Source organism: Candidatus Methanoperedens sp., from assembly GCA_027460535.1.
Classification (GTDB): domain Archaea; phylum Halobacteriota; class Methanosarcinia; order Methanosarcinales; family Methanoperedenaceae; genus Methanoperedens.
In genome coordinates, this window is the sequence record JAPZAR010000022.1 from 1 (window position 1) to 21,583 (window position 21,583).

A 21,583-nucleotide genomic window follows, 5' to 3' on the forward strand; every position below is an offset into this window, starting at 1 on the left:
AGTTTTGTATTATTTCCGTCTCTCACTTCAAAAATGGTTTACTTTATGTTGATTGCGGTTTATGGAAAGATGATTGTTACCAAATTATCTGGATCTTCTGCTAAAAAAACTAAAAATCACTGGATTTTAGGATTGTGCCACATGATGAGTGTTTTTTATAATTATATTTACTATATTCAGTCGAAAAACAGTTCATATCCGAAAGCAGCCCCCGAGCGAAGCGAGGCGCTTATCCGCGATAGCGGCGCTGAACTCAACCACGCACGGAGTGCGCGCATTCCACAGGATTCAAGACCAATACTTAAAAAATGTATTTCAATTTCACAGCATGAAATGTTTGGTAACAGGTGGTGCAGGATTTATCGGCTCTCACATGATCCAGCATTTTTTGGACCGCGGACATGAGGTCGATAATTTCGACCCCTCTTATGATAGTGCCATCAAGAAGACAAATATATTTGAACTCCAAGAGCGGAGCGAAAGTAATCATTAAGGAATCTATATTTTATCCCAGAAAGTAATACATTGCATTTAGAGGTAATCAGGATGAAAGTAGTAGCGTTTAACGGAAGCGCCCGAAAACAGGGCAACACTGCAATTCTCATAAACCATGTGTTCACTGAATTGGAAAAAGAAGGGATAGAGACAGAATTAGTGGAGCTTGCAGGCAAGAAGATACAGGGATGTATAGCATGCTATAAATGTTTTGAAACAAAAGACAGGAAATGCGCTGTCAAGAACGATATCGTGAATGATTGTATTGAAAAGATGGTGGAAGCTGATGGAATTATCCTTGGATCACCAACATATTTCGCCGATGTAACGTCAGAAATGAAGGCTCTGATAGAACGTGCAGGATTTACCGCAATGGCCAATGGCGGAATGTTCAAACGAAAGGTGGGCGCCGCTGTGGTAGCAGTGCGAAGGGGAGGCGCGTTACATGTTTTTGACTCTATAAATCATTTCTTCCAGATCAACCAGATGATCGTCCCCGGTTCAAGTTACTGGAACATGGGTATTGGGAGAGAAATTGGGGACGTTAATAAAGATGAAGAAGGAATCCGGAACATGAAGAATCTCGGAGAGAATATGGCATGGCTGCTCAAAAAAATAAGAAGTGAATGATTTGATTTTGTCTTAAGACCTGACAACCATCCTATCCGCAATCATCTGCTCCACGCTTGTTCTTATAGTACTGGATCGTAACTGCGATCTCGAAAGGTGTCCTCTGCGGCAACTCGTCCTCTTCCACAGGAAAGTGTAAATTTTCAGGCGGCATCAATTGTTTTCATGGTTTCCATAGGGAATGAAAATTCTGAAAATGGAAAATCGATAGCAGAGAAATTAGGTAGTTTTGCAAGAAAAAAATTTATGAACGACTTTAGACACGGAGAAGGCTTTACTCATAAATACTAGCACCAAAACTTTTAACTATGACTATGGTCATGTATGAACATAGTCATACTAGACCGTAGTCATTATCATTAAGAAGATGGCAATATGTCCCTGCGTGAGAAAAAGAAAATAGAAACGAAAAATAAGATCTTTGAAGTGGCGGGAAGATTATTCAAAGAAAAAGGATTTGAAAGCACAAGTATTGATGAGATTACCGAAGAAGCTGGAATAGGTAAGGGCACATTTTTCAATTATTTTCCGACTAAAGATGCGCTTCTCCTATACTTTGGAGAACAGAGGGATGAGCTAATTTATAGTTTGGTAGAAAATGATTTGACAAGAAGTTGCTCTACCAGGGATAAGATAAAGAACCTACTGGCATTTCTGGCAGAGAACTATGAAAAAGATAAAGAACTTACAAAACTGCTGGTCTTTGAATACATAAACCATATAAAATTTACAGGGTTGAAATCTGATGAAGATAAAAAAAGACGCTACCGTCTCATTAAGATACTAAGCGATTTACTTGAAGAGGGTGTAAGAGAGGGAGACGTAAGAAGCACTATAGATGTAAAGAAAGCTACTGAAACTTTGATTGCAATCTACTTGTTCTCACTAATGGCCTGGTTAAAGTCAGAGAGCGCTTACTCGTTTTCTAGGGATATTTCCAAAAAGATCGATATAGTATTCGAAGGTATCAGGAGTTGAATTGTATGAAGGATACTGTAATGGAACTGCAGGACGTCTGGAAAATCTATCGCATGAGTGAGTTTGATGCAGGAAGAATTGTGAAAATGCTTGATGGAAAGATAACAGGCTGAACTAAATGAAAACGTTAGATATTTTTACATTGTCCCTGAGCCACGTCAAGAAAAGCAAGATGCGAAGCTGGCTCACTATTATAGGCATAGTAATAGGTGTAGCTGCGGTCGTAGCCATAATCTCCATAGGTCAGGGTATGCAGGAAAGCGTGCAGGCTAACCTCGGTGGTCTTGGAGCTGATTTGATCACAGTCACTCCGGGTTTTTCGCGTGCTTCTAATGGTTTCGGGGGTATGGGGGCGGCTTCAGGTAATATCAACCTCACGGATAGAGACGCGAACGCGATCAAACAGGTAGCAGGCGTATTGTATGTAAATGGCATGGTTTCAGGCAGTTCGGATATAAAACTGGGTACCGAGAAGACCTCCGTGTCCGTAAGCGGCGTCGATACGTCAGTCTGGCGCTCCATGGTCACAACGAAGCTTGAAGCAGGCAGGTATCTTCAGCCAGGCGATTCGAACACAGTAGTGATAGGCAACTCTTTAGCTCATACTACCTTTTTACAGTCTATTACCCTGAATAGACCGACTACAATAGGAGGCAAGAGTTTCAAGGTCGTTGGAATCCTTGTTTCATCAGGAGGGGGTTTTGGAGGAGGGGATAATGCGGTATATATGCCTGCAGATTACGCACGGCAAGTTATAACTACAAACTTATCCAGAAACCAGTTTACTTCAATCATGGTAAAGGTAGCCGACCCGGCGCTTGCGACTTCAATAGCCGAGGCTATCACACAAAAACTTATGCCTGAGAGACATGTCAATCCAAGAACTCAGGATTTTACAGTCACAGCGTTCGCAGCAATACAGCAGCAGATAACCAGCATAGTCCAGTCCATATCGCTGTTCCTTGCTGCAATTGCGGCAGTCTCGCTTCTTGTGGGCGCCGTAGGAATAGCAAATACCATGTTCATGTCGGTCATGGAACGCACGAGACAGATAGGATTACTCAAGGCACTTGGGGCTACAGATAATGAAGTAATGAAACTTTTCATTATGGAATCCGGATTATTCGGATTTTTTGGTGGAATAATCGGGATAATTTTTGGCATACTGATATCAGTCATGATATCTGCGGTGGGTTTGAGCGCTGTTGTCACGCCCCAGCTTCTTATCTTTGCACTTGCATTCTCTGTATTTGTGGGCGTTCTCTCAGGCGTTGCACCTGCAAGATCGGGAGCAAAGATGAATCCGGTGGATGCCCTGAGGTTTGAACAATAAGAGATTATATGGAAAACAGAAATTTCTTTAGAAAAATTTTAAATTCTCTGAATATTAAAGAACATCCGGCGAAGAAACATATAGACCGAAAGCTCATTTTCAGGATAAGGATTTTTTATGTGATAGGTATAATCCTGACCGGGCTTATGCTGTATGATGTCCTGGAGGGTATTATTGGCATCGAGCTATCCATTGGCGGATTTCTCCTGGGATCATTCCTTGGGTTCATTGCCACTCGTATGTTTATAATTCACTGGCATGAAGAGAGGGCAAAAGTTGTTTCTCGTTTTGATACGATTGGCATTATTATAATGCTATTTTATGTGGCTTTTTCCATATCAAGATCATGGCTTTTCGGGCATTGGATACACGGTTCTGTCCTCACAGCCTTCACATATAGTATTCTTGCAGGAATAATGATAGGAAGGATTGTAGGTATGCGTTTGAAAATAAAAAACATACTTTCTGAACAGTTTATTTCTTCAAATGAATAAATAGGAGTATTCGATGCCAGTTGACTGCTATCGCTACCATAGGAAAGGAACAAGACGATAACGAGTCTTCTGACGATATTCTTTATAACCCGGAAGGTTTTTGGATAAAAATTTCTCTTCGTCGAGGAGTCTCAAGACAATTACAACAAACATTGGGAAGACGAAAACCAATCCCCACAATGAACCAAGCGCAAGAGAAACAAAACATAACATCAGCAGTGCTCCTGTGTACATAGGGTGCCGAACGATTGCGTAGGGGCCAGTTGATATGACTTTCTGCTCTTTGCCAACTTCAATGACACCGGCGGCGTACCTATTTGCTTTGAAGACAATAAAAACTATTAGAAGTCCCAGGAGAACGAAAATATCTCCGACCAAGACGAAGTTGACCGGAACATGGGACCAATGAAAGCGATGATCAATCGCCGGAACCACGATCAGTAAGATAAAAAAAAGACTTGCGAAGGCCTGTATAATTTTTTGTCTTCTCTCCTTTTCTGCGGACGGTCCTGCTTTAAGCCGTCCTTCTATCAGTTTCGGATCGTTTTTTATGAAGTAAAGAATAATCTCTAAGACCGCTATCGAAAAAATGAACAGAAAAACCCATGCTTCCCAGAAATCCAATGACCAGGCGGGGACAAAAAGCAGTACTCCCAAAATAATAACCAGCTGTGCAAGTCCAAAAAACGCTTTCTTCGTTAAATCTGCAGTGCCTTCAGCCATGTGTATAAATTATAGTTATATGAATATATAACTCTCTTATTTCTCTTTCTGATATTCAAAATATGAATACACAACGGTATAAATGGATATTAAAATCACCGGGACAACGATAATAAATATTGCAAAGCTCTCAAAAAATATTGCTAAAAGAGTAACAACTCCAACAATCTTAAACAACTTACCGCCAATTTTATGAGTTTTGTCCCATACTTTATCGCTACTCAGCGTCCAGGGTGTTCTTATTCCAATAAACCAGTTCCTCTTGGCATTTTCGATTAAGATTCCAGAATAATAGAATAATATTGCAAAAGCAGGGGATAAAAAAATAATCATATTGAATGTATATCCAGAGTTCCAGAAAATTGTCAGTAGATATAGATAAAATAGAAAAACCATTATCGAGACTATAAATCCATCATAATATTTTCTGAATTGCTGTATATTGGATTTTAACGGGTCTATCCTGGGTATTAAGATAAAGAGCAATAACATTCCCACTGAAATGATCGGCATAAGAAATAATCCCCAGAACTTTGACATATAACCATTAACTAGCCCTTGAGCATTCCAGTGAGATGCCACTTTTTCTGGCATTTGAGGATAATAATAGATGCCAGTAGCGAAGGATAGAATGATTATTCCAAAGATGATCAATTCACTTTTTCTCATGTTTATGAATATTCACCCATGTTTTATTAATAGCCTGCTGCTATGAAAGTTGGACATCAGGAAACTCCTAACATAATTATTTAAAGAAGCATGATAATATATTATTCTAAATTAACCGGTACGAACAGGCGATCCTTTTGCTCCCCGTAGTAACACAAGCCCTCACCAAGCGATTCGGCGAACTGACAGCAGTAGAAGATCTATCCATAACTATCAAACCAGGCGAACTCTTCGGCTTCATCGGCCCTAACGGCGCGGGCAAAACAACCACCCTGCAAATGCTCAGCGGACAGATACCCCCAACCTCAGGCACGGCGAAAGTGTTAGGTATAGATGTTGCTGCCGACCCTATCTCAGTAAAAGCCGCTATCGGCATAGTTCCCGAACTTGAATACCCGCCCTCATTTTTGACAGTGGAAGAATATCTTCATTTTGTGTCATCGGTCAGGGGATTGCCTCAGAACGGGAATGTGGACCGGTGGATAGAATTTTTCGGTCTTGAAGAAAAGCGAGAGACGATGTGCATGAGCCTCTCCAAAGGGCAGAAGAAAAAAGTTACATTATCGGCGGGGCTGCTTCACGAACCCAGAATGCTGTTCATGGACGAGCCTTTCCTCGACCTTGACCCGCTCATCCAGAGGATATTCAAAGCATGGTTACTTGACTTCGTGAAAGGGGGCGGGACCGTGTTCCTCAGCACCCACATCCTTGAGCTTGCTGAAAAGCTCTGCACCCGGGTGGGCATCATTGATAGGGGCAGACTGGTGGCCGTGGGCAGCATGGAAGAACTCAGCAAAGCAAAAGGCGAGGACCTGGAGCAGATTTTCGTGCGTCTTGTTTCTGCTTAGGAGGAAACTGTGCTCGATGTAAAGATCCTGAAATTGATGTTCAAGGAAGAGTTCAGGCTTCAGGCATCTTTTTTCAACCGCTCCTATTTTCTCTTTTCGTCCCTGACCATCGTCCTTTTCACTTTCATAATGGGAGCGACCCTTCCCATGCTGCGGCGCACCGTGGCGATAGATGACTTGCTGCTCGTGGCGCACTGGGTACTGCTGTTCTATGGACTCAGCGTTGGCGGTTTTGCCATGTTCGGAGATCGCATCCTTGAGCGGCGCTTTGGCAGCGTGAGTCTTCTTCTGGCAAGCAGCTATACCCTGCCCATACGCTTCAGGCGGCTGTTTTTCCTGTTTTACATCAAGGATACACTTTACTATATCTTCTTCACCATCCTGCCGATGATACTTGGACTAGCGCTGGCATCCATTTTCCTGCCTATCTCTTTTTCTTCCCTGTTATTCCTCTTCGTTTCCCTTACCCTATCTTTTTTACTCGGCATCAGTTTCAGCGTGCTTCTGTTCGCATCACTGGCGCGTCTGGGCACAGCTGGATTGGTAATAGCTGCAGCGGGAGGGCTCTATCTGTGGTTTACAGGGATTGATATTAAAGAGGTAGCGGCTCAACTCCCCGCACTTGTATTCTACCATTCCCATTCTTTTCACCTGGTGCTTGAAGTATTGATAACATTACTCGGGCTTGGAGTGATCTCCTATTTTTTCATAAAAGAAGTGCCTGCTCCCTATGAGCGCAAGGCAAAGGAAGCGTTCATGAAAACTGCGCGTTTGACCTCCAGGCTTGCACCGAAATATGGCCCCGTGCTGTCCAAGGATATTATAGACCTTATACGCAGCGGTATCATATTCCCCGTCATACTGACTTTCCTTATGCCTCTTCTCTTCTTATATGCGGTGACATGGTTCGTCGAATCTGTAATGCTCTGGGACTTCAGTTTTTCCCTGCTATTCTATGCAGCCATGGTAGGGTTCTTCTGCACCCTGCTCTATAGCTGGCTGTCCAACATTGACATATCAGAATGTTACAATTCCCTGCCCCTGTCCATGCCCCATGTTATCCGAACAAAATTAATACTTTTCCTGTTCTTTATATGTGTCGTGGCAGTGCCGTACCTTGTTGTAGTGGGATATCTGAAAGGAGAGAGGGACTTGCTGATGATTGGCTTTTTCATAATGTTCACAGTATCTGCATATGTAGGATATGTGCTTGCTTTTCTCACAGGATTGTTCACGAATAGCTATCTTCTCGACGCAAAGATCCTGCTTCAGTTCTCGCTGGCGGTGGTTCCTGTATTGCTGGCTGAAACGCTTTTGTCATTCTATTATCCGGTAAACAGCGAATTTTCAACCCTCTACATCGCGGGTCTGGGACTTATCCTGGTTGCAGCTTCCATGGTATTCCTGAGCAAGCTGGACAGCCGCTGGCAAGGCAGGATGTTCAGGATTGCCTGAGGACATTTCCCTGCTGTTCCCTCACACTTTTGCTTTTAGCAGTTCAACATCGGCATGCAATCTTCAGCACGTTGACGACAACTGTTACTTTCGTTTTATTTTTGTTCTCCAGTTTACCGCAAATTTTTTCAATGAAACGAAAGCTGCAGAAGGGTTTTAGAATCGCAGGAATGGATTGGATCTGCTCATTTTTCCAGGGTTTTCTGGATTCTGTCCAGTGGAACCAGTGCGGGAAGGCATCCCCTGTATTTTAGTTTCCTTTGCAGCCCGAAATATTCACTGTTCTCCACCAGTGTCAACTCCGCTATCCTCCGAGAACACATATGCTCATCTTCAAGCATACCGCATGAAATTATGCTTAATACTGGCATTCCCTTCGCTGATGTTATAAGGGGATATGGATGAGTTCATGCGCCTGCTAAACAGGTTCCATAATTATATTTATTGCACCTTCAACAGGAAACCATAGGCTACACTGCCTTTTTCTTTCCATCTTGGGAATACCTCCATTACGTAAAGCCCTGGTTCGAGTGAAAGGTTTACATCCTGTTCACTCTCAAGAGGAAGGATAAAGTACGTTCCGTCGATGGAACGCCAGAACTGCAAGTCTCCAGCGGCAGTTTCAAGTATATCTTTATTCGTAACTTGAACGACCTTGAGTTGTAACTCCTGAGGAGGTCCCTTTAGAGGTAGGCTGAGATGCGCTGTAACAGGTGACTTTGCAGTCAGTGGCTCACTAACTGTCGGTATGCCTGCATAATCAGCACAAACAAATTCCCAGGCTTCATCCAGCAATATGAGCCGATCCCCGAAATCTGTTGCTTCCCATCTAGCTTAAGAATTGCCGGTGGCGGTTTTATTATTTCCCTTTGTAGCGGCATATGCAATTGAAAATTTATGATTATCAGGATTAAAACCGCTAATATTAGTCCTAAAATTGCATATTTGATTTTCTTGTTCATTATTTTTCACCACAATTTATAAGGACTTCGCTTGTATCGCCTCAAATTCCAGTCCTAAAATTGCACTGGTTTTGTGAAGATATCAGGTTCTTCAAATGACTTGCCGCACAGTTATCCAGTGCCGAAGGCTGTACAGGAACAGGCGTTGCAGTAGCATTAGCATATGCGAGTACTCTTTATAAGAATACCGTTAGCCCAGTAGAATCCGGTATCTTCAGATGGCATTTAAGACTGGGAGAGTTGCTGTTTAGAAACGGATGTTTGGCGGATTCTCAATGATGTCCCCCCTGATAATTACATATGTTTCATTAATCAACCGTGTTGAACCATTAGAAACATTTGTGGTTTGACCGGATTTAATATAAAAAGTACCGTTAAAAACCACATAGCCTTCTTTTCTAAAAGCATACGTATGATTTCCTTCTTTTAGACCAGAAATAGTAGTAGGAGTAACTTCTTCTACATTGGAACCATCTATCCATATCTCTGCTCCTGATGGCCAGGATGTAAAGTTTGCAGAACCAGGTGTACTTTTCTCAACGCATCCTGAAAGAAAAACACTACCAGCTAATGAAGCATAGAACATAATTGCAATCACAATTTTAGTTTTAATCTGCATTTTCATAACATTTTTAAATATAACCATAATTTTAAGGTGTATAAAGTTCTGCTTCAAATAGGTAACGGGGTGATTCATTTACAGCATATACCTATTTTGGTGGAATTTACAGATTTATCACTGGCTTGGCTCGTTTGTCATCGACAGTGGCGTCTTCGTTGTAATCTATAATACTGCATATAAAACTGCACTGTCAGAATCCCCTGCTTGATCAGATTCATTTTAAACCTCCAGCTCCTATATCATTCCTATTCTCGTTGGCTTCAAGAACATCAGAGATTCCCTGAGCATTTTTTGTATGAATTAGGATCTTGTTTATGGAAGGGTACGGAAAAAATTTAATCTGGATATAGAATCTGGCCTTATATTCAATGTAAGTGAAATATCCCAGACCGAAACTAAAAACAATCCACAATAGATTTTGGTTGAGTTTTTCGATAGGCACTCCCCTAATTATATCAACTAAAAATGTGAAAAACCACAATAATCCCATTAGAACTATTAACCAGATAGCCAATTTATGTGTTTTTTTCTCCTTTACCTGTATAGAATGTACTGAATCTATGGAACGGGTTGTTGAACCCAATACCCTGCTTAACAATGTGCTGATCTTTATATGATTATTATTGATTTCAACAGTCGACCGGGTTTGAATGAAAGTCAATAACACTATATAGAGCAGTATTAATTCAAATGGGTATTTCTCAAAAAAGTGTTTATACTCTGACCCAAAATAAAGGATAAACCAGCTCAAAATAAGAGTAATTCCGATCATAGCTTCTTTTGTCATTCCCCTGACAGAGATATTTTCTGTAAGAGTTGTCATTGAATCACTCCTAATTTATTCATCAGCTCCTGTGGATTATTGGTATAAAAGGTAACTTCGCGATTTTTCATCACAAATTTTAAAATAGTTGGATTATGCGATCTGACCAGATAATGGTAGAATATTACTGCAAAAAATACAGTCGTCATGGGTATTGAATAAGCGGTAATGAATTTCACTATCAGAGGATCTGAACTTGCAAAGTTCAGGTTTGCACTGATTACATTTTTTCCAATCAAGATTAAAAGCGCAACAATCGAGACCGGATAAAGAATCCATCGCAGTTTGTAAGAGGAATTTTTGGTGATCTCCATTTTTTCAATGTTCTTTTTTTGTATTTTGACAGGCCTTAGCACGGGTCTGTGAATAATGATACTGTCAGGTGTAATTTCCACTGTTGTGTTATTCTGAAGAAATAAAAGTACTGAGGCAAAATAAAATATTGAAATTGCAATTATATCTATTATCGAATAATTGATATTGATTAATATCAATAGAAAAGCCGCGATAGAAGCGGGAACTAAAATTTTTATTATGCCTGCATCACGGGAACTGTCTACAAGAATCCGTTGGCGCTCGGACGGTGCATATTTTGCATGAAAGGCATTCGTGCCAATATTGGGATTTATGGTGTTAGAGCGTGCAAACTCAAGATCATCTTTCTTGCACCAGCCAATCAACCTCTTTATATGCTCAAATACGCTCACCGGCAACTCAATCACCATGCCTTTTGTTTTTATCAAAAAAAGCAATCAGTATGAAGGTGGCTATTGGGCCAAGCAGCATTGAAAGAAGAAACCAATTAATGCCGCTTCTATTTTTCCCCTGGGCAATCCCGGCATTGATCAATGCAAGTGTACCCATCCTATTGCATAATCAGTTGCCGGGCTCATATAAAAATACCTCTTCTCGCTTTGCTAAAGTACATTATGGGTTCACACATTTGCGACATTTTAATTATGATTTCAGTGACATTTATTGCCATACTACCCTGATTACTCCTCAAAGATAAAAATTTCCTCTATTTTTGATTTTAATACTTCAGCTATATCATGAGCAAGCTTCAATGAGGGATTATATTTTCCTTTTTCTAAGAAAACAATAGTTTCTCTTCTTACACCCACCTTTTTGGCAAGTTCTTCTTGAGTTAAATCATATCTTGCCCGCAGCTCCTTGATTCGGGTTTTCATTACACTTCGCCTTTTTTGTCAATATGATACCCAATAATTAGCCAGGAAAATATGCTGGCGAACATAAGGAAGCCGAAAATTACGCTTCCCGTGTAAAACGGCCTTCCTTCATGGATGTTTTTAAGCACATTATAAAATACAAACGCCAGCAAACCTATGCTTAGCGCCAGGTTAATCTTACTCATCAATATCATTTTTTTATTTTCCTTAATCTTCATTCGATATCACCTTTTTTATTGTACTACCACCTGAACACAATCGTTGCCCACGATGACGGTATTATATCAGGTAATACCAAGCCCAGATACCTTTGTTTCTTATCAGTTCCATTTCATTCACCCTTTTTAACAAAATAATAAACCAATATGATCCACGAATATATTCCGATATGTCCGACAATTATCGGCGTCCAGGGGGAATCCTTGGCGGCCAGCAAGAAACTGTTTGTCCCACCCAAAATGTATGCTCCACTCAATAGAATCAAACATCCCACAAGAATCAAAAATGCATATATGCTCGCTTTTTCAAGAGCTCTTATGGTTCGTTCATCGCCCACAGCTCCTGTTGTTGGCATTGAGTAAAAACACCAGGCAGCTATCATGATGTCCAACCACCGAATAATGTCGATAATTACGTTTTGGCTATATGACGGCCTTATTCCTAAAATTATTTGGATTATTACAATGGCCAATGACACAAACCCGAGAACGAAAAGCAAATACCACCATTTTCTGTTGAAGTTGTTCATTCGATATCACCTTTTTTGTTATAATACCATTGCAGTATAATGTAGGAGTAAATCCCGGCAATCTGGGCCGGCACTACGCCCGCTTGATACTTAATCGGAGACGAAGCTGCAAGATCGATCAGAGTTATGATGACGGACGTTGTCAGCATTATCTCGAATGCATGAAGCCCCGCCTTTTCGTTGATTCTTGCAGTGCGCTCGTCCGCAAGAAGCTGGTCTTTTGGCTTTGTTGCGGCATACAGGCCGGTTATTGTCATGATTGTTCCGCCAAGTATCAGGCCTGCGCCGAATATCGGATTATAAAAAATCCACAAAAGTGCGCCTATGGCTACCAGTCCCAAACTCATCGCCAAAAACTGCAAAACGTCTTTGTCTGCCCGAAATTTCATTTCGCATCACCCTTTCTATCAAAATATTGAAGAAGCGCAAACGGAATAATCAATACAGCCGTGCCTATTACCGAGAGGGTTATGTCCACAGATAGTTTCTCGGGCGCAAGTATGTATATTCCGACTAGAGCGGCAACAATAATCATTATGCAAATATACGAGTAGCGGAAAGCAATTCCCGACAGCCTCAGCGTCCGCTCGTCCTGCTCAAACCAGCCCTTGTCCTTTATCATGGATATGGCTGCTGAATAGATGAGGAGCGTGATGATAATCCCAAGCGGAGACGTTGCAGATTTCGCCGCCTCGTAACTGCCGCCTTTGAGTATGATTGAAATGCCGGCGAATAAATGAATCAGCCACAATATTGCAGCGAATATCAGGATTCCATGCCAAATTTTCATTTTACATCACCCTTTCTTTTATAGTACCAATCGTATATCAAAAAAGGAATGAATCCGGCAAAGAAAACAATCATAGATACATTCCAGTAGTCCGCATTCTCTATCGCCGGAATGACTTTGCCAAACGCCAATATAAGAAGAATTGTTATCAATGTTGCTCCATAGGCATGATATCCTGCCTTTTCAGCTATCCTTCTGGAGCGCTCGTCCTGAAAATAATGCTCCTTGCCAAGAAGCATTGCAAATACAATCATGAATACGCCGGAAAGTACAAGATTAATCCCAATACCAATCTGATTAAGAGATAGCGCAAGAATTCCAATCAATATTATGCCTATGCATGCTTTAACAAATATCCCGAAATCCCTGCTTTTTGCCTTAGATATTTCGTTTGTCAGTTTCATCCAATCACCAAAAGTTATCTAGTTGCAACTTTGTTTTCACCATACATCTCCTCTTCGTTCAAAATATAGAACAAATACAAGGGGGAGAACTAATAATAACAGTATCGATCCAAGAAACATAGCTATAGGTGAAATTGTGCCGATATTTATTACCCCCAACATATCCAAAAATACGGACGCAAACCAAAGCATAATCATAACAAGTTGTTCCTATATTTAGTAACAAGTTGTTCTGGATAAGGACAATATTTTAATTTGAGGTTAGAATGTTCAAAAACACAATAGATTTTGACAATATCTGTATTGTTGGTTCTGGTGCAATTGGAAGTGCTTTTGGAGGTTTTTTATCAAATGCAGGATACAAAGTAACTTTTATAGAAAAGAATGAGGGTATAATTAAACAAGTTAAAGAAAATGGATTATCAATATCTGGTGTTAAAGAAATACATTTGAATAATGTGACCATCGTACCACCAGGAAGTATTACACAAAAACAAGATTTAATTCTGTTTGCAGTAAAAGCATATAGTCTGGAAGAAGCTGTCAAGAGTACTTTACCGATAATTGGAAAAAATACTTATGTTGTTTGTCTGCAAAATGGGCTTGGGATAAGCGAAATTATCAGCAAATATGTCAGTAAAGAACAGATTATAGAAGGTATCGTTTGGTTTCCTGCAACAATGGTTAAACCTGGACATATTGAGTTATTAACATTTTATGAAGAAAGCATATTTGGAGGGAGATTCCAGAGATCACAAGAATATGCAAAAAAATTTGCATCAGTATTAACTTCGGCAGGAATACCTGCAAAAGCAGTTGATAATATTTCCGAGGAAGTTTGGAGAAAAGCTATTCCAATAATTATAGGCAACTCAATCAACGCAATCACTAGGAAAAATTTAGGCGTAATATCTGAAATACCTGAATTAAATGAGAGTTTATTTGCGATTGCACAAGAATCATTGAAAATTGCAAGGGCAGAAGGCATTGAATTAGATGAAGAGCGTCTTGGAAAATCAATGGATAATGCTCTAGAAAAAGGATATGAGCATAAGACTTCTATGTTAGTTGATATTATTAATAAAAGGAAGACTGAAGTTGATTTTTTAAATGGAAAAATCATAGAACTTGGGAAAAAACATAACATACAAACTCCACTAAACCTTCTTATATACGGCTTGATTAAAGTACTTGAAAGCGGATGAAAATGCTTCCTCCGCAATGGACAAGGTGATATTGAAATTCTGACATGAAATGCTTCGCTATGGCGCGATTCGTCCGAATTTCATCCGGACCGTGCCCGGTGCGCTCACTGTTGGCGGCTTCGATTTATAAATCACCCATATGAAAATCAACTCTTGTAGTCTTCAATTGGACTAACAGCTTTGCCGCCATTCCAGCCTGATAGATTATCTTTTTTGTAGAGACAATAATGCCGCGCAGGATCAGGGCAGGCTGCGCCATCAACTTTGTAGAGCCAATTCCAGCCAGAATATGCGGTTTCGGAATCAGTAAACTGATCCAGTTTTGAGGGCGACATTTAATTCTCCTCCTTATTATTTTTTCGGGTGTTCTTTATGGAAAGTTCTATCGGGAACGGCTTGCCATGGCGGGATAAACAGTATATATCAGACGCCAAAGTACTTATATCGCCTTATTACATACATAATATAGGAGGTTAGTAAATGTTGTTTGTCCTATGGTTCAAGTGGGTTCCAGAGAATACATCAAAACTTCTGGAACTTTGGAAAGAATTCAAATATCCCAAAGGAGTTAAATTGATAGGCAGATATCTGCTGATAGGTCGGCATATCTCTTTAGCAATATTTGATGCCTCAAATGAAGAATCGATTCTAAAGATAACCTACCCGTTCAGGGAAATAGGAGTGCCTCATATAGCTCCTGCTTTGCCGCTTGAAGAAGCGCTGGAAATGATGGAGAATATGTAGGACACATGGAGTACCAGCATAACTCATGTAACAAAGACGGATTGCGAAATATTATGTAAAAGAGATTAAAGAACTAGGGGGAGTGCTAATAATGGCGAATACAATCTTAATTACCGGTGCAACAGGGCATATCGGAAGCCAGGTGGCTGAAGAGCTGATTAAGCGAAAAGTTCCTTTTAAGATCATGGTTCGATCAAGGCAGAACAATCCCGTCTGGGAAAAGGCAGGAGTGGAACAGGTTAAGGGTGATTTCAGCGATCCAGGATCGCTTGAGAAAGCCCTTAATGGGGTTGATAAACTCTTTTCACTGACGCCGTTCGTTGAAAACCTGGTGGAACTCGGTATCAATGTTGTTCAAGCAGCGAAAAAGGCAGGAGTTAAGTACATAGTCCGCTCTTCGGCACTGACTGCAGATGAGAATGCCACTACGATCCCAAGATGGCATCGGGAAGTGGAAAAGTCAATTGAAGAGTCCGGCATATCTTATACGTTTCTCCGTCCTGCTCCCTTCATGCAGAACTATTTGGGGTATGCTGACTCCATCAAGACCCGGAACGCCTTTTATGCTCCTCTCGGTGATGGAAAGGTGAGCTATGTGGATGTGCGCGATATTGCGGTAGTGGCGGTGGCAGCATTGACCGAGCGAGGACATGAGGGGCAAGTCTATCCGCTGACTGGCGGCGAAGCTCTTTCTAATTACGATATCGCTCTACTTTTCGGAAAGGCTTTAGGAAGAACCATCAAGTATGTGGACATTCCTGAAAGCGCGGCCAATGATTCCTTGACTAAAATGGGAATGCCCCAGTGGATGGTCAATGGGCTTGCAGAATTAAATAAGATCGCTAAGGCAGGTTATCTTGCGGAAGTTTATCCCACAGTAGAAAAGGTCACGAGAAGAAAGCCAGTTTTATTTACCCAATTTATCAGGGATAATATAAGAGCGTTTCAGCTTTCTTGAGTCAATCGTCTTGAGAGCATTTCCAGGAACATGAAGGGAAATAAGCTTTTTGGACGTGTTTGCCGGAATAATCCTTTTCGATGTGCAAATAAAGGCCGATAAGGAACAATAATCCCCCTGCCTTCTACAGGATTCTCTATCTAGCTTTTTGCAGGGATCAGGTCATATCTGAAAAATAGATAAGTTTTTAATTCAATTGGCTAATTTGATGGTTTCGTTAATAGCGGAATCGATTTGTTTAAGTTCAACGAAATCGGGGTTCCCGTGGCATTGCGCGTCTTAACACGTTTGTCCAACTCAAGAGACTTTTGCGCCTTTGGGTTTTATATACCGATAACGATCAGAGTTCCGGCATTTCAAGAAAAAAAAATAGACCTATCGAATACTATCCCGGCAGTTATGGTAGTGACCTTACCGCGCATGCGAGAATCCTTTCCAACTGTCGCGGCCTGCATACAATTATTTCACAAACCTGCCCAGAAAAGGTGTCCTCAATTCAATGGCATTGCTGGGACATAATTCCTGGCAGCAATAACATCGGATACATTTCTTATGATCAAACGAAGGATACTCCCCTTTTTTTGACAACGCACCGGAAGGACAGTGTTCCATGCATATCCAGCATTTCTTGCAATTTTCTCTCACCAGCTCAGGTTTAGCCACCAACATACTGCGAAGGAAACGCATCAAACCTCTGGCACGGAAAAATGATGCAGTGCCAGAAGGAAGCTGAAAGTCCTTGATTTGCATGTCCATCAGATTCTCTCCAAGTACATTGATACTGGAAATATTTCCCACACCTCTGCCCTGTTCGTGCGCAAGTCGAGTGGAAGGCACCATGAACGGCTCTATGCCAACCATCTTGCATGCTACTGCATCAAGTGCCACGGGGTCTTTACTTGCAAGAATTGCATTGACTTTTTTTGGCGTGCCGTTGCTCGGCCCGTTGCCTTCCATACCGACCACTGCATCCATCAATGTCAATTCAGGCCGCACTATGCCAAGCAGATCCACGAGCATCTGGGAAAATGTTTCCGGATCCTGGGCACGAAGATGCATTTTTGCCTTATTGAGGCCGGTTACACAGCCGAAGTTATTCTTTACTCCTCCGGTAAATAATGTCAGCCCATGGGTTTTGAGTTTTGGCAGGGAGATCAGCACATCAGCTTGCAGAACCTGCTTTGATAAGATGAAGCTTTTAAACATACGACCGCTGGCATTTTTTGCATCAACAGATTCCGCACTCAGGTGCAGGATCTCTGCCCCTTCCTCCTCACATACCTGCATGATGCCAGAACTGCGGCAGGCAGCAAAGTACCTTTTACGATTTGACGCTCCTTCATATCCACTGCAATCGCCAACCTGCGGGATGCCTCCTGCTGCTCTAACCTGATGTATCATGGCCCGTACGATCGCCGGATGCGTGGTAACTGCCTTTTCAGGAACATCACCTGTCAGGAGATTGATCTTTAAAAGGACATGATCACCAGGTTTAACATAACTTTCAATACCGCCAATAAGCCCCAGTGCTTTTTCGATCGCGTCCTCAATATTTGAATTATTATAGGTTTGGCACCTTACAAGGGACACTGTAGAAATGTTACTACCTTCATTCTGCTTGTTGAGAATTTCTGTAGAAGGCTTCAAATGCACCATTTCTCCCTCATAACAATTTTGTGGCTTCCTGATATTCCTGGAATTACCATAATTAAACTCCTTTTCACTTTTTTACGATTTTTAATCGATAATTAAATTAAATATTTAATAATTTCTTTCAGGCATATCATATCTCAATTTTCGAAAACAGATAGCTTCCGATCACAAGGAAGAGCGCCGTAATGCCTGAAAGCACTGCAAAATCTGTTATAAAACCAAAGTGCATCTGACCAATGAGAGCCCCTCTTAAGCCGTCAACTCCGAATGTCAGGGGGTTCAGGCTTGCTATTGTGACAATCGAATCAGGAAGTCCTGCCAGAGGGAAGAGGGCCCCGGAAAGAAAAAAGATCGGCATCACCAGGAAATTCATGATCATCTGGAAACCCTGCATGTCTTCAAGTAGCGATGCTATGGCCGTACCCATAGCTGTAAAGAGTAAAGCTGTCAGCACCATTACTAGAAAGGCTACAGGCAGGAACGCATTATTTGTTGGTCTGAATCCGACCGCTATTGATATAAGAAACACGATAATGCCCTGAAGCGTTGCCACCGTTGCGCCGCCAAGGGTTCTGCCTATCATGATATTGAACCGCGATACAGGAGCAACAAGCGTTTCTTTCAGGAATCCGAACTGCTTATCCCAAATGATCTCTATCCCTGAAAAGATCGCGGTAAAAAGAATGCTCATGGCAATAACTCCGGGAGCAAGGAATTCAAGGTAATTTCCCTGCCCTGCTTTCTGGAATATGGGACCGAACCCGTATCCCAGCGCGACCAGGAAGAGAAGGGGCTGCCCGAGTGAGCCTATGATCCTTGAGCGTGAACGGACATATCGCTTGAGCTGCCTGAGCCAGAGTATGTAAATTGTTCTAATCATTATTTGCTCCACATCTTGCGGTTCATCCGCATCTGGTCGATACTTCCTGCTTCTTCCTCGCGTATTTTTTTGCCTGTCAGGGAGAGAAATGCTTCTTCCAGCGACTTTGTACCTGTTTCTGTCATAAGACCTTCCGGGCTGCCTTCGGAAACGATTTTCCCGTGGTCTATGATTGCCACGCGGTCCGCAACGCGCTCCGCTTCATCCATATAATGTGTGGTGAAAAATACTGTAATACCCGCGGTTCCGTTTAGGTCTTTCAGGTATTTCCAGATGTGATTGCGTGTCTGCGGGTCAAGGCCTATGGTCGGTTCATCAAGGAACAATACCTGCGGCGTATGAAGAAGCCCCCTTGCAATTTCAAGTCTGCGCTTCATCCCTCCTGAAAAGTGTTTTACAAGATCGTTTTTCCTGTCCCAGAGTTCTACGAAATTAAGAAGTTCTTCGATTCTTGCCCCTAATATTTTATCAGGCACCCTGTAAAGCACGCCGTGGAATTCCATGTTTTCGTACGTGGTAAGCTCTTCGTCAAGGCTCTGGTCCTGGAATACAATCCCAAAAGAGCGCCTGACTGCATCCTGGTTCTTAATGGGGTCGTAGCCGTTCACGAGCATTGTCCCGGCAGTGGGGCGAAGAAGAGTTGTGAGCATCTTTATTGTGGTTGTTTTCCCGGCGCCGTTGGGTCCGAGGAATGCAAAGGTCTCCCCCCGTTTTACTGAAAAGGAAATATTGTCTACTGCTGTAAAGTTGCCGAACCTTTTTGTGAGATTCCTGACCTCTATTGAGTAATTATCTGTTTTTTCATTTTGGGGCATATCAATCTATATTGAATCGAATCATACGATAGTTCATTCGCATATTTAATATTTTGTGCGAAAAATCTGGGGCAGCCTCGCATGGCGGGATTTAAACCAGCTACGCCGTGTTCATTGTTTTTTCCAGTGTTTTCTTCAGGTGTCGTGTTATTTTGGCTTTCTCTCTTGTGTTTCGAGGCACGCATCAGAAAAAACGGAATTAAAATTTCCTTCAAACAATTTCTTTATCGTATTGATCTTTATTCTTTCCTAAATGTATTTCCATATGTGGATATTGCCATAGCGTCAGGATAGTCTTGAGCCGCTTTAACGGCTTCGCAAGCCGGAGCCCGGTTTCTTCTATTTGTGGGCAGGGATGCCGTGTAGGCGATAGGCGTTTTTGTGCATCCCAATACTGACTAGAACCAAAATAACATTTTTCATCAGATTTCCAATTAAGATTATATCGACTATCTCGATTTTTTGAAGATAAGCCAATATCGTCAATAATAGGTTCTAAAAACAATTGAATCAAGAAAAACTACTTCGTGTAGATTCCTGCCATCAGTACTCATAGGGTTCATCATATTTCAGTAATGTGTTATCATCATCGGCAGTTTTCAATCTCTCTGACTATTTTTTCGGCTTCAATTACAGGATCCCTGGAATTATATATGCTCCTCCCCACGATAACATAATCCGTCCCCGCCCTTATCGCATCGGCGGCGCTCCCTCCCTGCGCTCCCACGCCTGGTGAGATTATTGTCATATCTCCCACGATGCTGCGTATTACTTTCACTCTTTCAGGTCGCGTGGCCGGCGCCACCACACCGGAAGCATTACAATCAACCGCAAGCTGTGCAAGCGCATCAGATACAGGCGCCATGAAATCAAGAGCTCCGGGATGGCTCATTTCCGTTACGACGTATATCGAGCCATCAAATTCCCTGGCCGTCCTTACGCATTCCAAGAGGCTATCGCTTCCCGTAAACCCGTGTACGATGACGGCGCTGGCTCCGGCATCGAATGCCTGGCTGCATATCAACCTTGCGGTATTCGGTATATCCGCTACCTTGAAATCCACGATTACGGGCACGATGTCCGAAATATCCTTGATTATATCAATCCCGGCGCCAAGAACAAGCGGATAACCTATTTTTACGGCATCTGTATAATTTGCCAGGTCTATGGATAAGGAGATTGCCCTGGCTTTATCCGCAATATCAAGGGCCAGTATGAGTTGTGTCTTTTTAAGCATGTCAGCTCCCGCCTTTCGCAGCCGCCACGATTATCGGCAGCGTGATCGTAGCGTCCGAATACACAGTCACAGCCCGTGCGTTCTCCCCGATTTTACCCCATGATCGCGCCTCATCGAGCGTTGCCCCTGACAATCCTCCGGTCTCAGGCCTGTCCATGGTAAGCTGTATAGCATAATCAAAAGATTTCGGAGTAACAAGCATAGATTGAAGGATGAAGTTCTTTGGCACGCCCCCGCCCACGATCAGGACGCCTGTACGCTTTGCATCGTAACATCGGTCGATCAAACCTCTCATATCGGAAAAAACATCCACATTGAGCGGCTTTGTCTGCTTGTACAGCATGGCCTGCAGTCCTATTATCGAGTCCTGGATTGCGGGGCAGTACACCGGAATGCCCATATCGTATGCGCTTTTCAATATGGAATTATCGTCATCGAGTTTGCTCCCGATGTGAGAGAGCAGCTCGCTTATCGAGAGTCTTTCCGGAAGCTCTCGGAATATGGGCTGGAGTTTATCTTCAAGCTTTGCAAAATGGTCCTCGGGAATGAACACATCGTAAATGCGGTTGATTGAACAATGCTTCAGCTCAACATCATCTGTTAAATCGGTCCCCTTGTAGTGGTGAAGTCCAAGGGACTCGATGATATCGTGGACAAGATTCGCCCCTGTGGTGACGAGGATATCTATGTCCCTGTCCCTTATAAGGTCGGTCACTATCTGCCTCATGCCAGCAGGGACCATAGCTCCCGCCAGGCCGAAGAATTTGGTGCATTCGCTGTCTTTCAGCATCTCCCTGTATATTTCCACGGCCTCGCAGAGCCGCCCTGCCCCGAAAGCACAGCCTGAGAAAGAGCCCATAAGCTGTTCTACGGTCATACCGGGTGTTATCTTCGCATGCCTGACAGGATGATTGAGTTTTTCCATAT

At 42.3% G+C, this 21,583-nt stretch carries 33 protein-coding genes; 11 read left to right on the forward strand and 22 right to left on the reverse strand.

Annotated features, from left to right (window positions below; translation table 11 throughout):
• From O8C65_08740 to O8C65_08750, 3 genes are all read left to right on the forward strand, one after another.
• Window positions 1-405 (forward strand): hypothetical protein (locus O8C65_08740; GenBank protein ID MCZ7357007.1); only part of this gene is annotated, 405 nt, incomplete at its 5' end.
• The gene (locus O8C65_08745; GenBank protein MCZ7357008.1) at window positions 374-493 is read left to right on the forward strand and encodes a hypothetical protein; all 120 of its coding nucleotides are present in this window, start codon (window positions 374-376) and stop codon (window positions 491-493) included. The genes O8C65_08740 and O8C65_08745, both read left to right, overlap by 32 nt.
• Window positions 494-546: 53 nt before the next feature.
• Window positions 547-1,125 carry a flavodoxin family protein gene (locus O8C65_08750; GenBank protein ID MCZ7357009.1) on the forward strand — a complete coding sequence of 193 codons (579 nt, stop codon included), beginning with the start codon at window positions 547-549 and terminating at the stop codon, window positions 1,123-1,125.
• 31 nt (window positions 1,126-1,156) lie between these two features.
• On the opposite strand, the gene O8C65_08755 is transcribed toward O8C65_08750, so the two are convergent.
• A complete protein-coding gene (locus O8C65_08755) occupies window positions 1,157-1,279 on the reverse strand; it encodes a hypothetical protein (GenBank protein ID MCZ7357010.1) in 123 nt (40 codons plus the stop codon).
• Between the two features lie 221 nt (window positions 1,280-1,500).
• On the opposite strand from O8C65_08755, the gene O8C65_08760 reads away from it, so the two are divergent.
• The 3 genes from O8C65_08760 (at window position 1,501) to O8C65_08770 (ending at window position 3,930) form a co-directional block, all read left to right on the forward strand.
• Window positions 1,501-2,103 (forward strand): TetR/AcrR family transcriptional regulator, encoded by a 603-nt coding sequence (locus tag O8C65_08760; protein ID MCZ7357011.1) that lies wholly within the window; start codon window positions 1,501-1,503, stop codon window positions 2,101-2,103.
• Window positions 2,104-2,221: 118 nt separating this feature from the next.
• The gene (locus O8C65_08765; GenBank protein MCZ7357012.1) at window positions 2,222-3,436 is read left to right on the forward strand and encodes an ABC transporter permease; all 1,215 of its coding nucleotides are present in this window, start codon (window positions 2,222-2,224) and stop codon (window positions 3,434-3,436) included.
• 8 nt (window positions 3,437-3,444) lie between these two features.
• A complete protein-coding gene (locus tag O8C65_08770) occupies window positions 3,445-3,930 on the forward strand; it encodes a hypothetical protein (GenBank protein MCZ7357013.1) in 486 nt (161 codons plus the stop codon).
• 33 nt (window positions 3,931-3,963) lie between these two features.
• Here O8C65_08770 and O8C65_08775 read toward each other — a convergent pair whose 3' ends face one another.
• Window positions 3,964-4,653 carry an isoprenylcysteine carboxylmethyltransferase family protein gene (locus O8C65_08775; GenBank protein ID MCZ7357014.1) on the reverse strand — a complete coding sequence of 230 codons (690 nt, stop codon included), beginning with the start codon at window positions 4,651-4,653 and terminating at the stop codon, window positions 3,964-3,966.
• A 36-nt stretch (window positions 4,654-4,689) separates the two neighbouring features.
• Window positions 4,690-5,322 (reverse strand): SdpI family protein, encoded by a 633-nt coding sequence (locus tag O8C65_08780; GenBank protein MCZ7357015.1) that lies wholly within the window; start codon window positions 5,320-5,322, stop codon window positions 4,690-4,692.
• A gap of 137 nt (window positions 5,323-5,459) precedes the next feature.
• On the opposite strand from O8C65_08780, the gene O8C65_08785 reads away from it, so the two are divergent.
• Both O8C65_08785 and O8C65_08790 read left to right on the forward strand, forming a co-directional pair.
• The gene (locus O8C65_08785; GenBank protein ID MCZ7357016.1) at window positions 5,460-6,170 is read left to right on the forward strand and encodes an ABC transporter ATP-binding protein; all 711 of its coding nucleotides are present in this window, start codon (window positions 5,460-5,462) and stop codon (window positions 6,168-6,170) included.
• A gap of 9 nt (window positions 6,171-6,179) precedes the next feature.
• A complete protein-coding gene (locus O8C65_08790; protein ID MCZ7357017.1) occupies window positions 6,180-7,625 on the forward strand; it encodes a hypothetical protein in 1,446 nt (481 codons plus the stop codon).
• A 185-nt stretch (window positions 7,626-7,810) separates the two neighbouring features.
• Here O8C65_08790 and O8C65_08795 read toward each other — a convergent pair whose 3' ends face one another.
• The 12 genes from O8C65_08795 to O8C65_08850 form a co-directional block, all read right to left on the reverse strand.
• Window positions 7,811-7,996 carry a hypothetical protein gene (locus tag O8C65_08795; GenBank protein ID MCZ7357018.1) on the reverse strand — a complete coding sequence of 62 codons (186 nt, stop codon included), beginning with the start codon at window positions 7,994-7,996 and terminating at the stop codon, window positions 7,811-7,813.
• Between the two features lie 70 nt (window positions 7,997-8,066).
• Window positions 8,067-8,420, reverse strand: a complete 354-nt coding sequence (locus O8C65_08800) for a hypothetical protein (GenBank protein MCZ7357019.1) — start codon at window positions 8,418-8,420, stop codon at window positions 8,067-8,069.
• A 414-nt stretch (window positions 8,421-8,834) separates the two neighbouring features.
• Window positions 8,835-9,233, reverse strand: a complete 399-nt coding sequence (locus O8C65_08805; protein MCZ7357020.1) for a PEGA domain-containing protein — start codon at window positions 9,231-9,233, stop codon at window positions 8,835-8,837.
• A gap of 190 nt (window positions 9,234-9,423) precedes the next feature.
• The gene (locus O8C65_08810; protein MCZ7357021.1) at window positions 9,424-10,032 is read right to left on the reverse strand and encodes a hypothetical protein; all 609 of its coding nucleotides are present in this window, start codon (window positions 10,030-10,032) and stop codon (window positions 9,424-9,426) included.
• Window positions 10,029-10,757: a hypothetical protein gene (locus tag O8C65_08815; GenBank protein MCZ7357022.1), complete on the reverse strand. Its 729-nt coding sequence runs from the start codon at window positions 10,755-10,757 to the stop codon at window positions 10,029-10,031. The genes O8C65_08810 and O8C65_08815 overlap by 4 nt, the downstream gene beginning before the upstream one ends.
• On the reverse strand, window positions 10,747-10,896 hold the full coding sequence (locus tag O8C65_08820) for a hypothetical protein (GenBank protein ID MCZ7357023.1): 150 nt from the start codon (window positions 10,894-10,896) through the stop codon (window positions 10,747-10,749). Before O8C65_08820 ends, O8C65_08815 begins: the two co-directional genes overlap by 11 nt.
• 131 nt (window positions 10,897-11,027) lie before the next feature.
• Window positions 11,028-11,222 carry a helix-turn-helix transcriptional regulator gene (locus tag O8C65_08825; protein ID MCZ7357024.1) on the reverse strand — a complete coding sequence of 65 codons (195 nt, stop codon included), beginning with the start codon at window positions 11,220-11,222 and terminating at the stop codon, window positions 11,028-11,030.
• On the reverse strand, window positions 11,222-11,440 hold the full coding sequence (locus O8C65_08830) for a hypothetical protein (protein MCZ7357025.1): 219 nt from the start codon (window positions 11,438-11,440) through the stop codon (window positions 11,222-11,224). Before O8C65_08830 ends, O8C65_08825 begins: the two co-directional genes overlap by 1 nt.
• A 113-nt stretch (window positions 11,441-11,553) precedes the next feature.
• Window positions 11,554-11,970, reverse strand: a complete 417-nt coding sequence (locus O8C65_08835) for a hypothetical protein (GenBank protein MCZ7357026.1) — start codon at window positions 11,968-11,970, stop codon at window positions 11,554-11,556.
• Window positions 11,967-12,359 carry a DUF2178 domain-containing protein gene (locus tag O8C65_08840; protein ID MCZ7357027.1) on the reverse strand — a complete coding sequence of 131 codons (393 nt, stop codon included), beginning with the start codon at window positions 12,357-12,359 and terminating at the stop codon, window positions 11,967-11,969. Before O8C65_08840 ends, O8C65_08835 begins: the two co-directional genes overlap by 4 nt.
• The gene (locus O8C65_08845; GenBank protein MCZ7357028.1) at window positions 12,356-12,760 is read right to left on the reverse strand and encodes a hypothetical protein; all 405 of its coding nucleotides are present in this window, start codon (window positions 12,758-12,760) and stop codon (window positions 12,356-12,358) included. Before O8C65_08845 ends, O8C65_08840 begins: the two co-directional genes overlap by 4 nt.
• Window positions 12,757-13,164 carry a DUF2178 domain-containing protein gene (locus O8C65_08850; GenBank protein ID MCZ7357029.1) on the reverse strand — a complete coding sequence of 136 codons (408 nt, stop codon included), beginning with the start codon at window positions 13,162-13,164 and terminating at the stop codon, window positions 12,757-12,759. Before O8C65_08850 ends, O8C65_08845 begins: the two co-directional genes overlap by 4 nt.
• A 266-nt stretch (window positions 13,165-13,430) precedes the next feature.
• On the opposite strand from O8C65_08850, the gene O8C65_08855 reads away from it, so the two are divergent.
• Window positions 13,431-14,369, forward strand: a complete 939-nt coding sequence (locus O8C65_08855; GenBank protein MCZ7357030.1) for a 2-dehydropantoate 2-reductase — start codon at window positions 13,431-13,433, stop codon at window positions 14,367-14,369.
• A gap of 146 nt (window positions 14,370-14,515) precedes the next feature.
• Here O8C65_08855 and O8C65_08860 read toward each other — a convergent pair whose 3' ends face one another.
• Window positions 14,516-14,704: a hypothetical protein gene (locus O8C65_08860; GenBank protein MCZ7357031.1), complete on the reverse strand. Its 189-nt coding sequence runs from the start codon at window positions 14,702-14,704 to the stop codon at window positions 14,516-14,518.
• 145 nt (window positions 14,705-14,849) lie between these two features.
• Here O8C65_08860 and O8C65_08865 point away from each other — a divergent pair, with 145 nt between their 5' ends.
• Both O8C65_08865 and O8C65_08870 read left to right on the forward strand, forming a co-directional pair.
• Window positions 14,850-15,113 (forward strand): hypothetical protein, encoded by a 264-nt coding sequence (locus tag O8C65_08865; GenBank protein MCZ7357032.1) that lies wholly within the window; start codon window positions 14,850-14,852, stop codon window positions 15,111-15,113.
• A 91-nt stretch (window positions 15,114-15,204) separates the two neighbouring features.
• Window positions 15,205-16,071, forward strand: coding sequence for an SDR family oxidoreductase (locus tag O8C65_08870; protein ID MCZ7357033.1), 867 nt, complete (start codon window positions 15,205-15,207; stop codon window positions 16,069-16,071).
• A 459-nt stretch (window positions 16,072-16,530) separates the two neighbouring features.
• On the opposite strand, the gene O8C65_08875 is transcribed toward O8C65_08870, so the two are convergent.
• The 6 genes from O8C65_08875 to O8C65_08900 all read right to left on the reverse strand — a co-directional run bounded on the left by O8C65_08875 (window position 16,531) and on the right by O8C65_08900 (window position 21,581).
• On the reverse strand, window positions 16,531-17,727 hold the full coding sequence (locus O8C65_08875; GenBank protein MCZ7357034.1) for a DUF362 domain-containing protein: 1,197 nt from the start codon (window positions 17,725-17,727) through the stop codon (window positions 16,531-16,533).
• Between the two features lie 127 nt (window positions 17,728-17,854).
• Entirely contained in the window at window positions 17,855-18,604 is a 750-nt protein-coding gene (locus O8C65_08880; GenBank protein MCZ7357035.1) for an ABC transporter permease, read from the reverse strand.
• On the reverse strand, window positions 18,604-19,419 hold the full coding sequence (locus tag O8C65_08885; GenBank protein ID MCZ7357036.1) for an ATP-binding cassette domain-containing protein: 816 nt from the start codon (window positions 19,417-19,419) through the stop codon (window positions 18,604-18,606). The genes O8C65_08880 and O8C65_08885 overlap by 1 nt, the downstream gene beginning before the upstream one ends.
• 211 nt (window positions 19,420-19,630) lie before the next feature.
• Window positions 19,631-19,924 carry a hypothetical protein gene (locus O8C65_08890; GenBank protein ID MCZ7357037.1) on the reverse strand — a complete coding sequence of 98 codons (294 nt, stop codon included), beginning with the start codon at window positions 19,922-19,924 and terminating at the stop codon, window positions 19,631-19,633.
• A gap of 81 nt (window positions 19,925-20,005) precedes the next feature.
• On the reverse strand, window positions 20,006-20,656 hold the full coding sequence (gene pyrF / locus O8C65_08895) for an orotidine-5'-phosphate decarboxylase (protein MCZ7357038.1): 651 nt from the start codon (window positions 20,654-20,656) through the stop codon (window positions 20,006-20,008).
• Window position 20,657: 1 nt separating this feature from the next.
• A complete protein-coding gene (locus O8C65_08900) occupies window positions 20,658-21,581 on the reverse strand; it encodes a deoxyhypusine synthase (GenBank protein MCZ7357039.1) in 924 nt (307 codons plus the stop codon).
• Window positions 21,582-21,583: the final 2 nt, after the last annotated feature.

Coding starts and splice junctions, on each gene's coding strand:
- O8C65_08745 (MCZ7357008.1), top strand. CDS start 374: ATGATCCAGCATTTTTTGGACCGCGGACATGAGGTCGATAATTTCGAC.
- O8C65_08750 (MCZ7357009.1), top strand. CDS start 547: ATGAAAGTAGTAGCGTTTAACGGAAGCGCCCGAAAACAGGGCAACACT.
- O8C65_08755 (MCZ7357010.1), bottom strand. CDS start 1,279: ATGCCGCCTGAAAATTTACACTTTCCTGTGGAAGAGGACGAGTTGCCG.
- O8C65_08760 (MCZ7357011.1), top strand. CDS start 1,501: ATGTCCCTGCGTGAGAAAAAGAAAATAGAAACGAAAAATAAGATCTTT.
- O8C65_08765 (MCZ7357012.1), top strand. CDS start 2,222: ATGAAAACGTTAGATATTTTTACATTGTCCCTGAGCCACGTCAAGAAA.
- O8C65_08770 (MCZ7357013.1), top strand. CDS start 3,445: ATGGAAAACAGAAATTTCTTTAGAAAAATTTTAAATTCTCTGAATATT.
- O8C65_08775 (MCZ7357014.1), bottom strand. CDS start 4,653: ATGGCTGAAGGCACTGCAGATTTAACGAAGAAAGCGTTTTTTGGACTT.
- O8C65_08780 (MCZ7357015.1), bottom strand. CDS start 5,322: ATGAGAAAAAGTGAATTGATCATCTTTGGAATAATCATTCTATCCTTC.
- O8C65_08795 (MCZ7357018.1), bottom strand. CDS start 7,996: ATGCCAGTATTAAGCATAATTTCATGCGGTATGCTTGAAGATGAGCAT.
- O8C65_08805 (MCZ7357020.1), bottom strand. CDS start 9,233: ATGGTTATATTTAAAAATGTTATGAAAATGCAGATTAAAACTAAAATT.
- O8C65_08810 (MCZ7357021.1), bottom strand. CDS start 10,032: ATGACAACTCTTACAGAAAATATCTCTGTCAGGGGAATGACAAAAGAA.
- O8C65_08815 (MCZ7357022.1), bottom strand. CDS start 10,757: ATGGTGATTGAGTTGCCGGTGAGCGTATTTGAGCATATAAAGAGGTTG.
- O8C65_08820 (MCZ7357023.1), bottom strand. CDS start 10,896: ATGGGTACACTTGCATTGATCAATGCCGGGATTGCCCAGGGGAAAAAT.
- O8C65_08825 (MCZ7357024.1), bottom strand. CDS start 11,222: ATGAAAACCCGAATCAAGGAGCTGCGGGCAAGATATGATTTAACTCAA.
- O8C65_08830 (MCZ7357025.1), bottom strand. CDS start 11,440: ATGAAGATTAAGGAAAATAAAAAAATGATATTGATGAGTAAGATTAAC.
- O8C65_08835 (MCZ7357026.1), bottom strand. CDS start 11,970: ATGAACAACTTCAACAGAAAATGGTGGTATTTGCTTTTCGTTCTCGGG.
- O8C65_08840 (MCZ7357027.1), bottom strand. CDS start 12,359: ATGAAATTTCGGGCAGACAAAGACGTTTTGCAGTTTTTGGCGATGAGT.
- O8C65_08845 (MCZ7357028.1), bottom strand. CDS start 12,760: ATGAAAATTTGGCATGGAATCCTGATATTCGCTGCAATATTGTGGCTG.
- O8C65_08850 (MCZ7357029.1), bottom strand. CDS start 13,164: ATGAAACTGACAAACGAAATATCTAAGGCAAAAAGCAGGGATTTCGGG.
- O8C65_08855 (MCZ7357030.1), top strand. CDS start 13,431: ATGTTCAAAAACACAATAGATTTTGACAATATCTGTATTGTTGGTTCT.
- O8C65_08860 (MCZ7357031.1), bottom strand. CDS start 14,704: ATGTCGCCCTCAAAACTGGATCAGTTTACTGATTCCGAAACCGCATAT.
- O8C65_08865 (MCZ7357032.1), top strand. CDS start 14,850: ATGTTGTTTGTCCTATGGTTCAAGTGGGTTCCAGAGAATACATCAAAA.
- O8C65_08870 (MCZ7357033.1), top strand. CDS start 15,205: ATGGCGAATACAATCTTAATTACCGGTGCAACAGGGCATATCGGAAGC.
- O8C65_08875 (MCZ7357034.1), bottom strand. CDS start 17,727: ATGGTGCATTTGAAGCCTTCTACAGAAATTCTCAACAAGCAGAATGAA.
- O8C65_08880 (MCZ7357035.1), bottom strand. CDS start 18,604: ATGATTAGAACAATTTACATACTCTGGCTCAGGCAGCTCAAGCGATAT.
- O8C65_08885 (MCZ7357036.1), bottom strand. CDS start 19,419: ATGCCCCAAAATGAAAAAACAGATAATTACTCAATAGAGGTCAGGAAT.
- pyrF (MCZ7357038.1), bottom strand. CDS start 20,656: ATGCTTAAAAAGACACAACTCATACTGGCCCTTGATATTGCGGATAAA.
- O8C65_08900 (MCZ7357039.1), bottom strand. CDS start 21,581: ATGGAAAAACTCAATCATCCTGTCAGGCATGCGAAGATAACACCCGGT.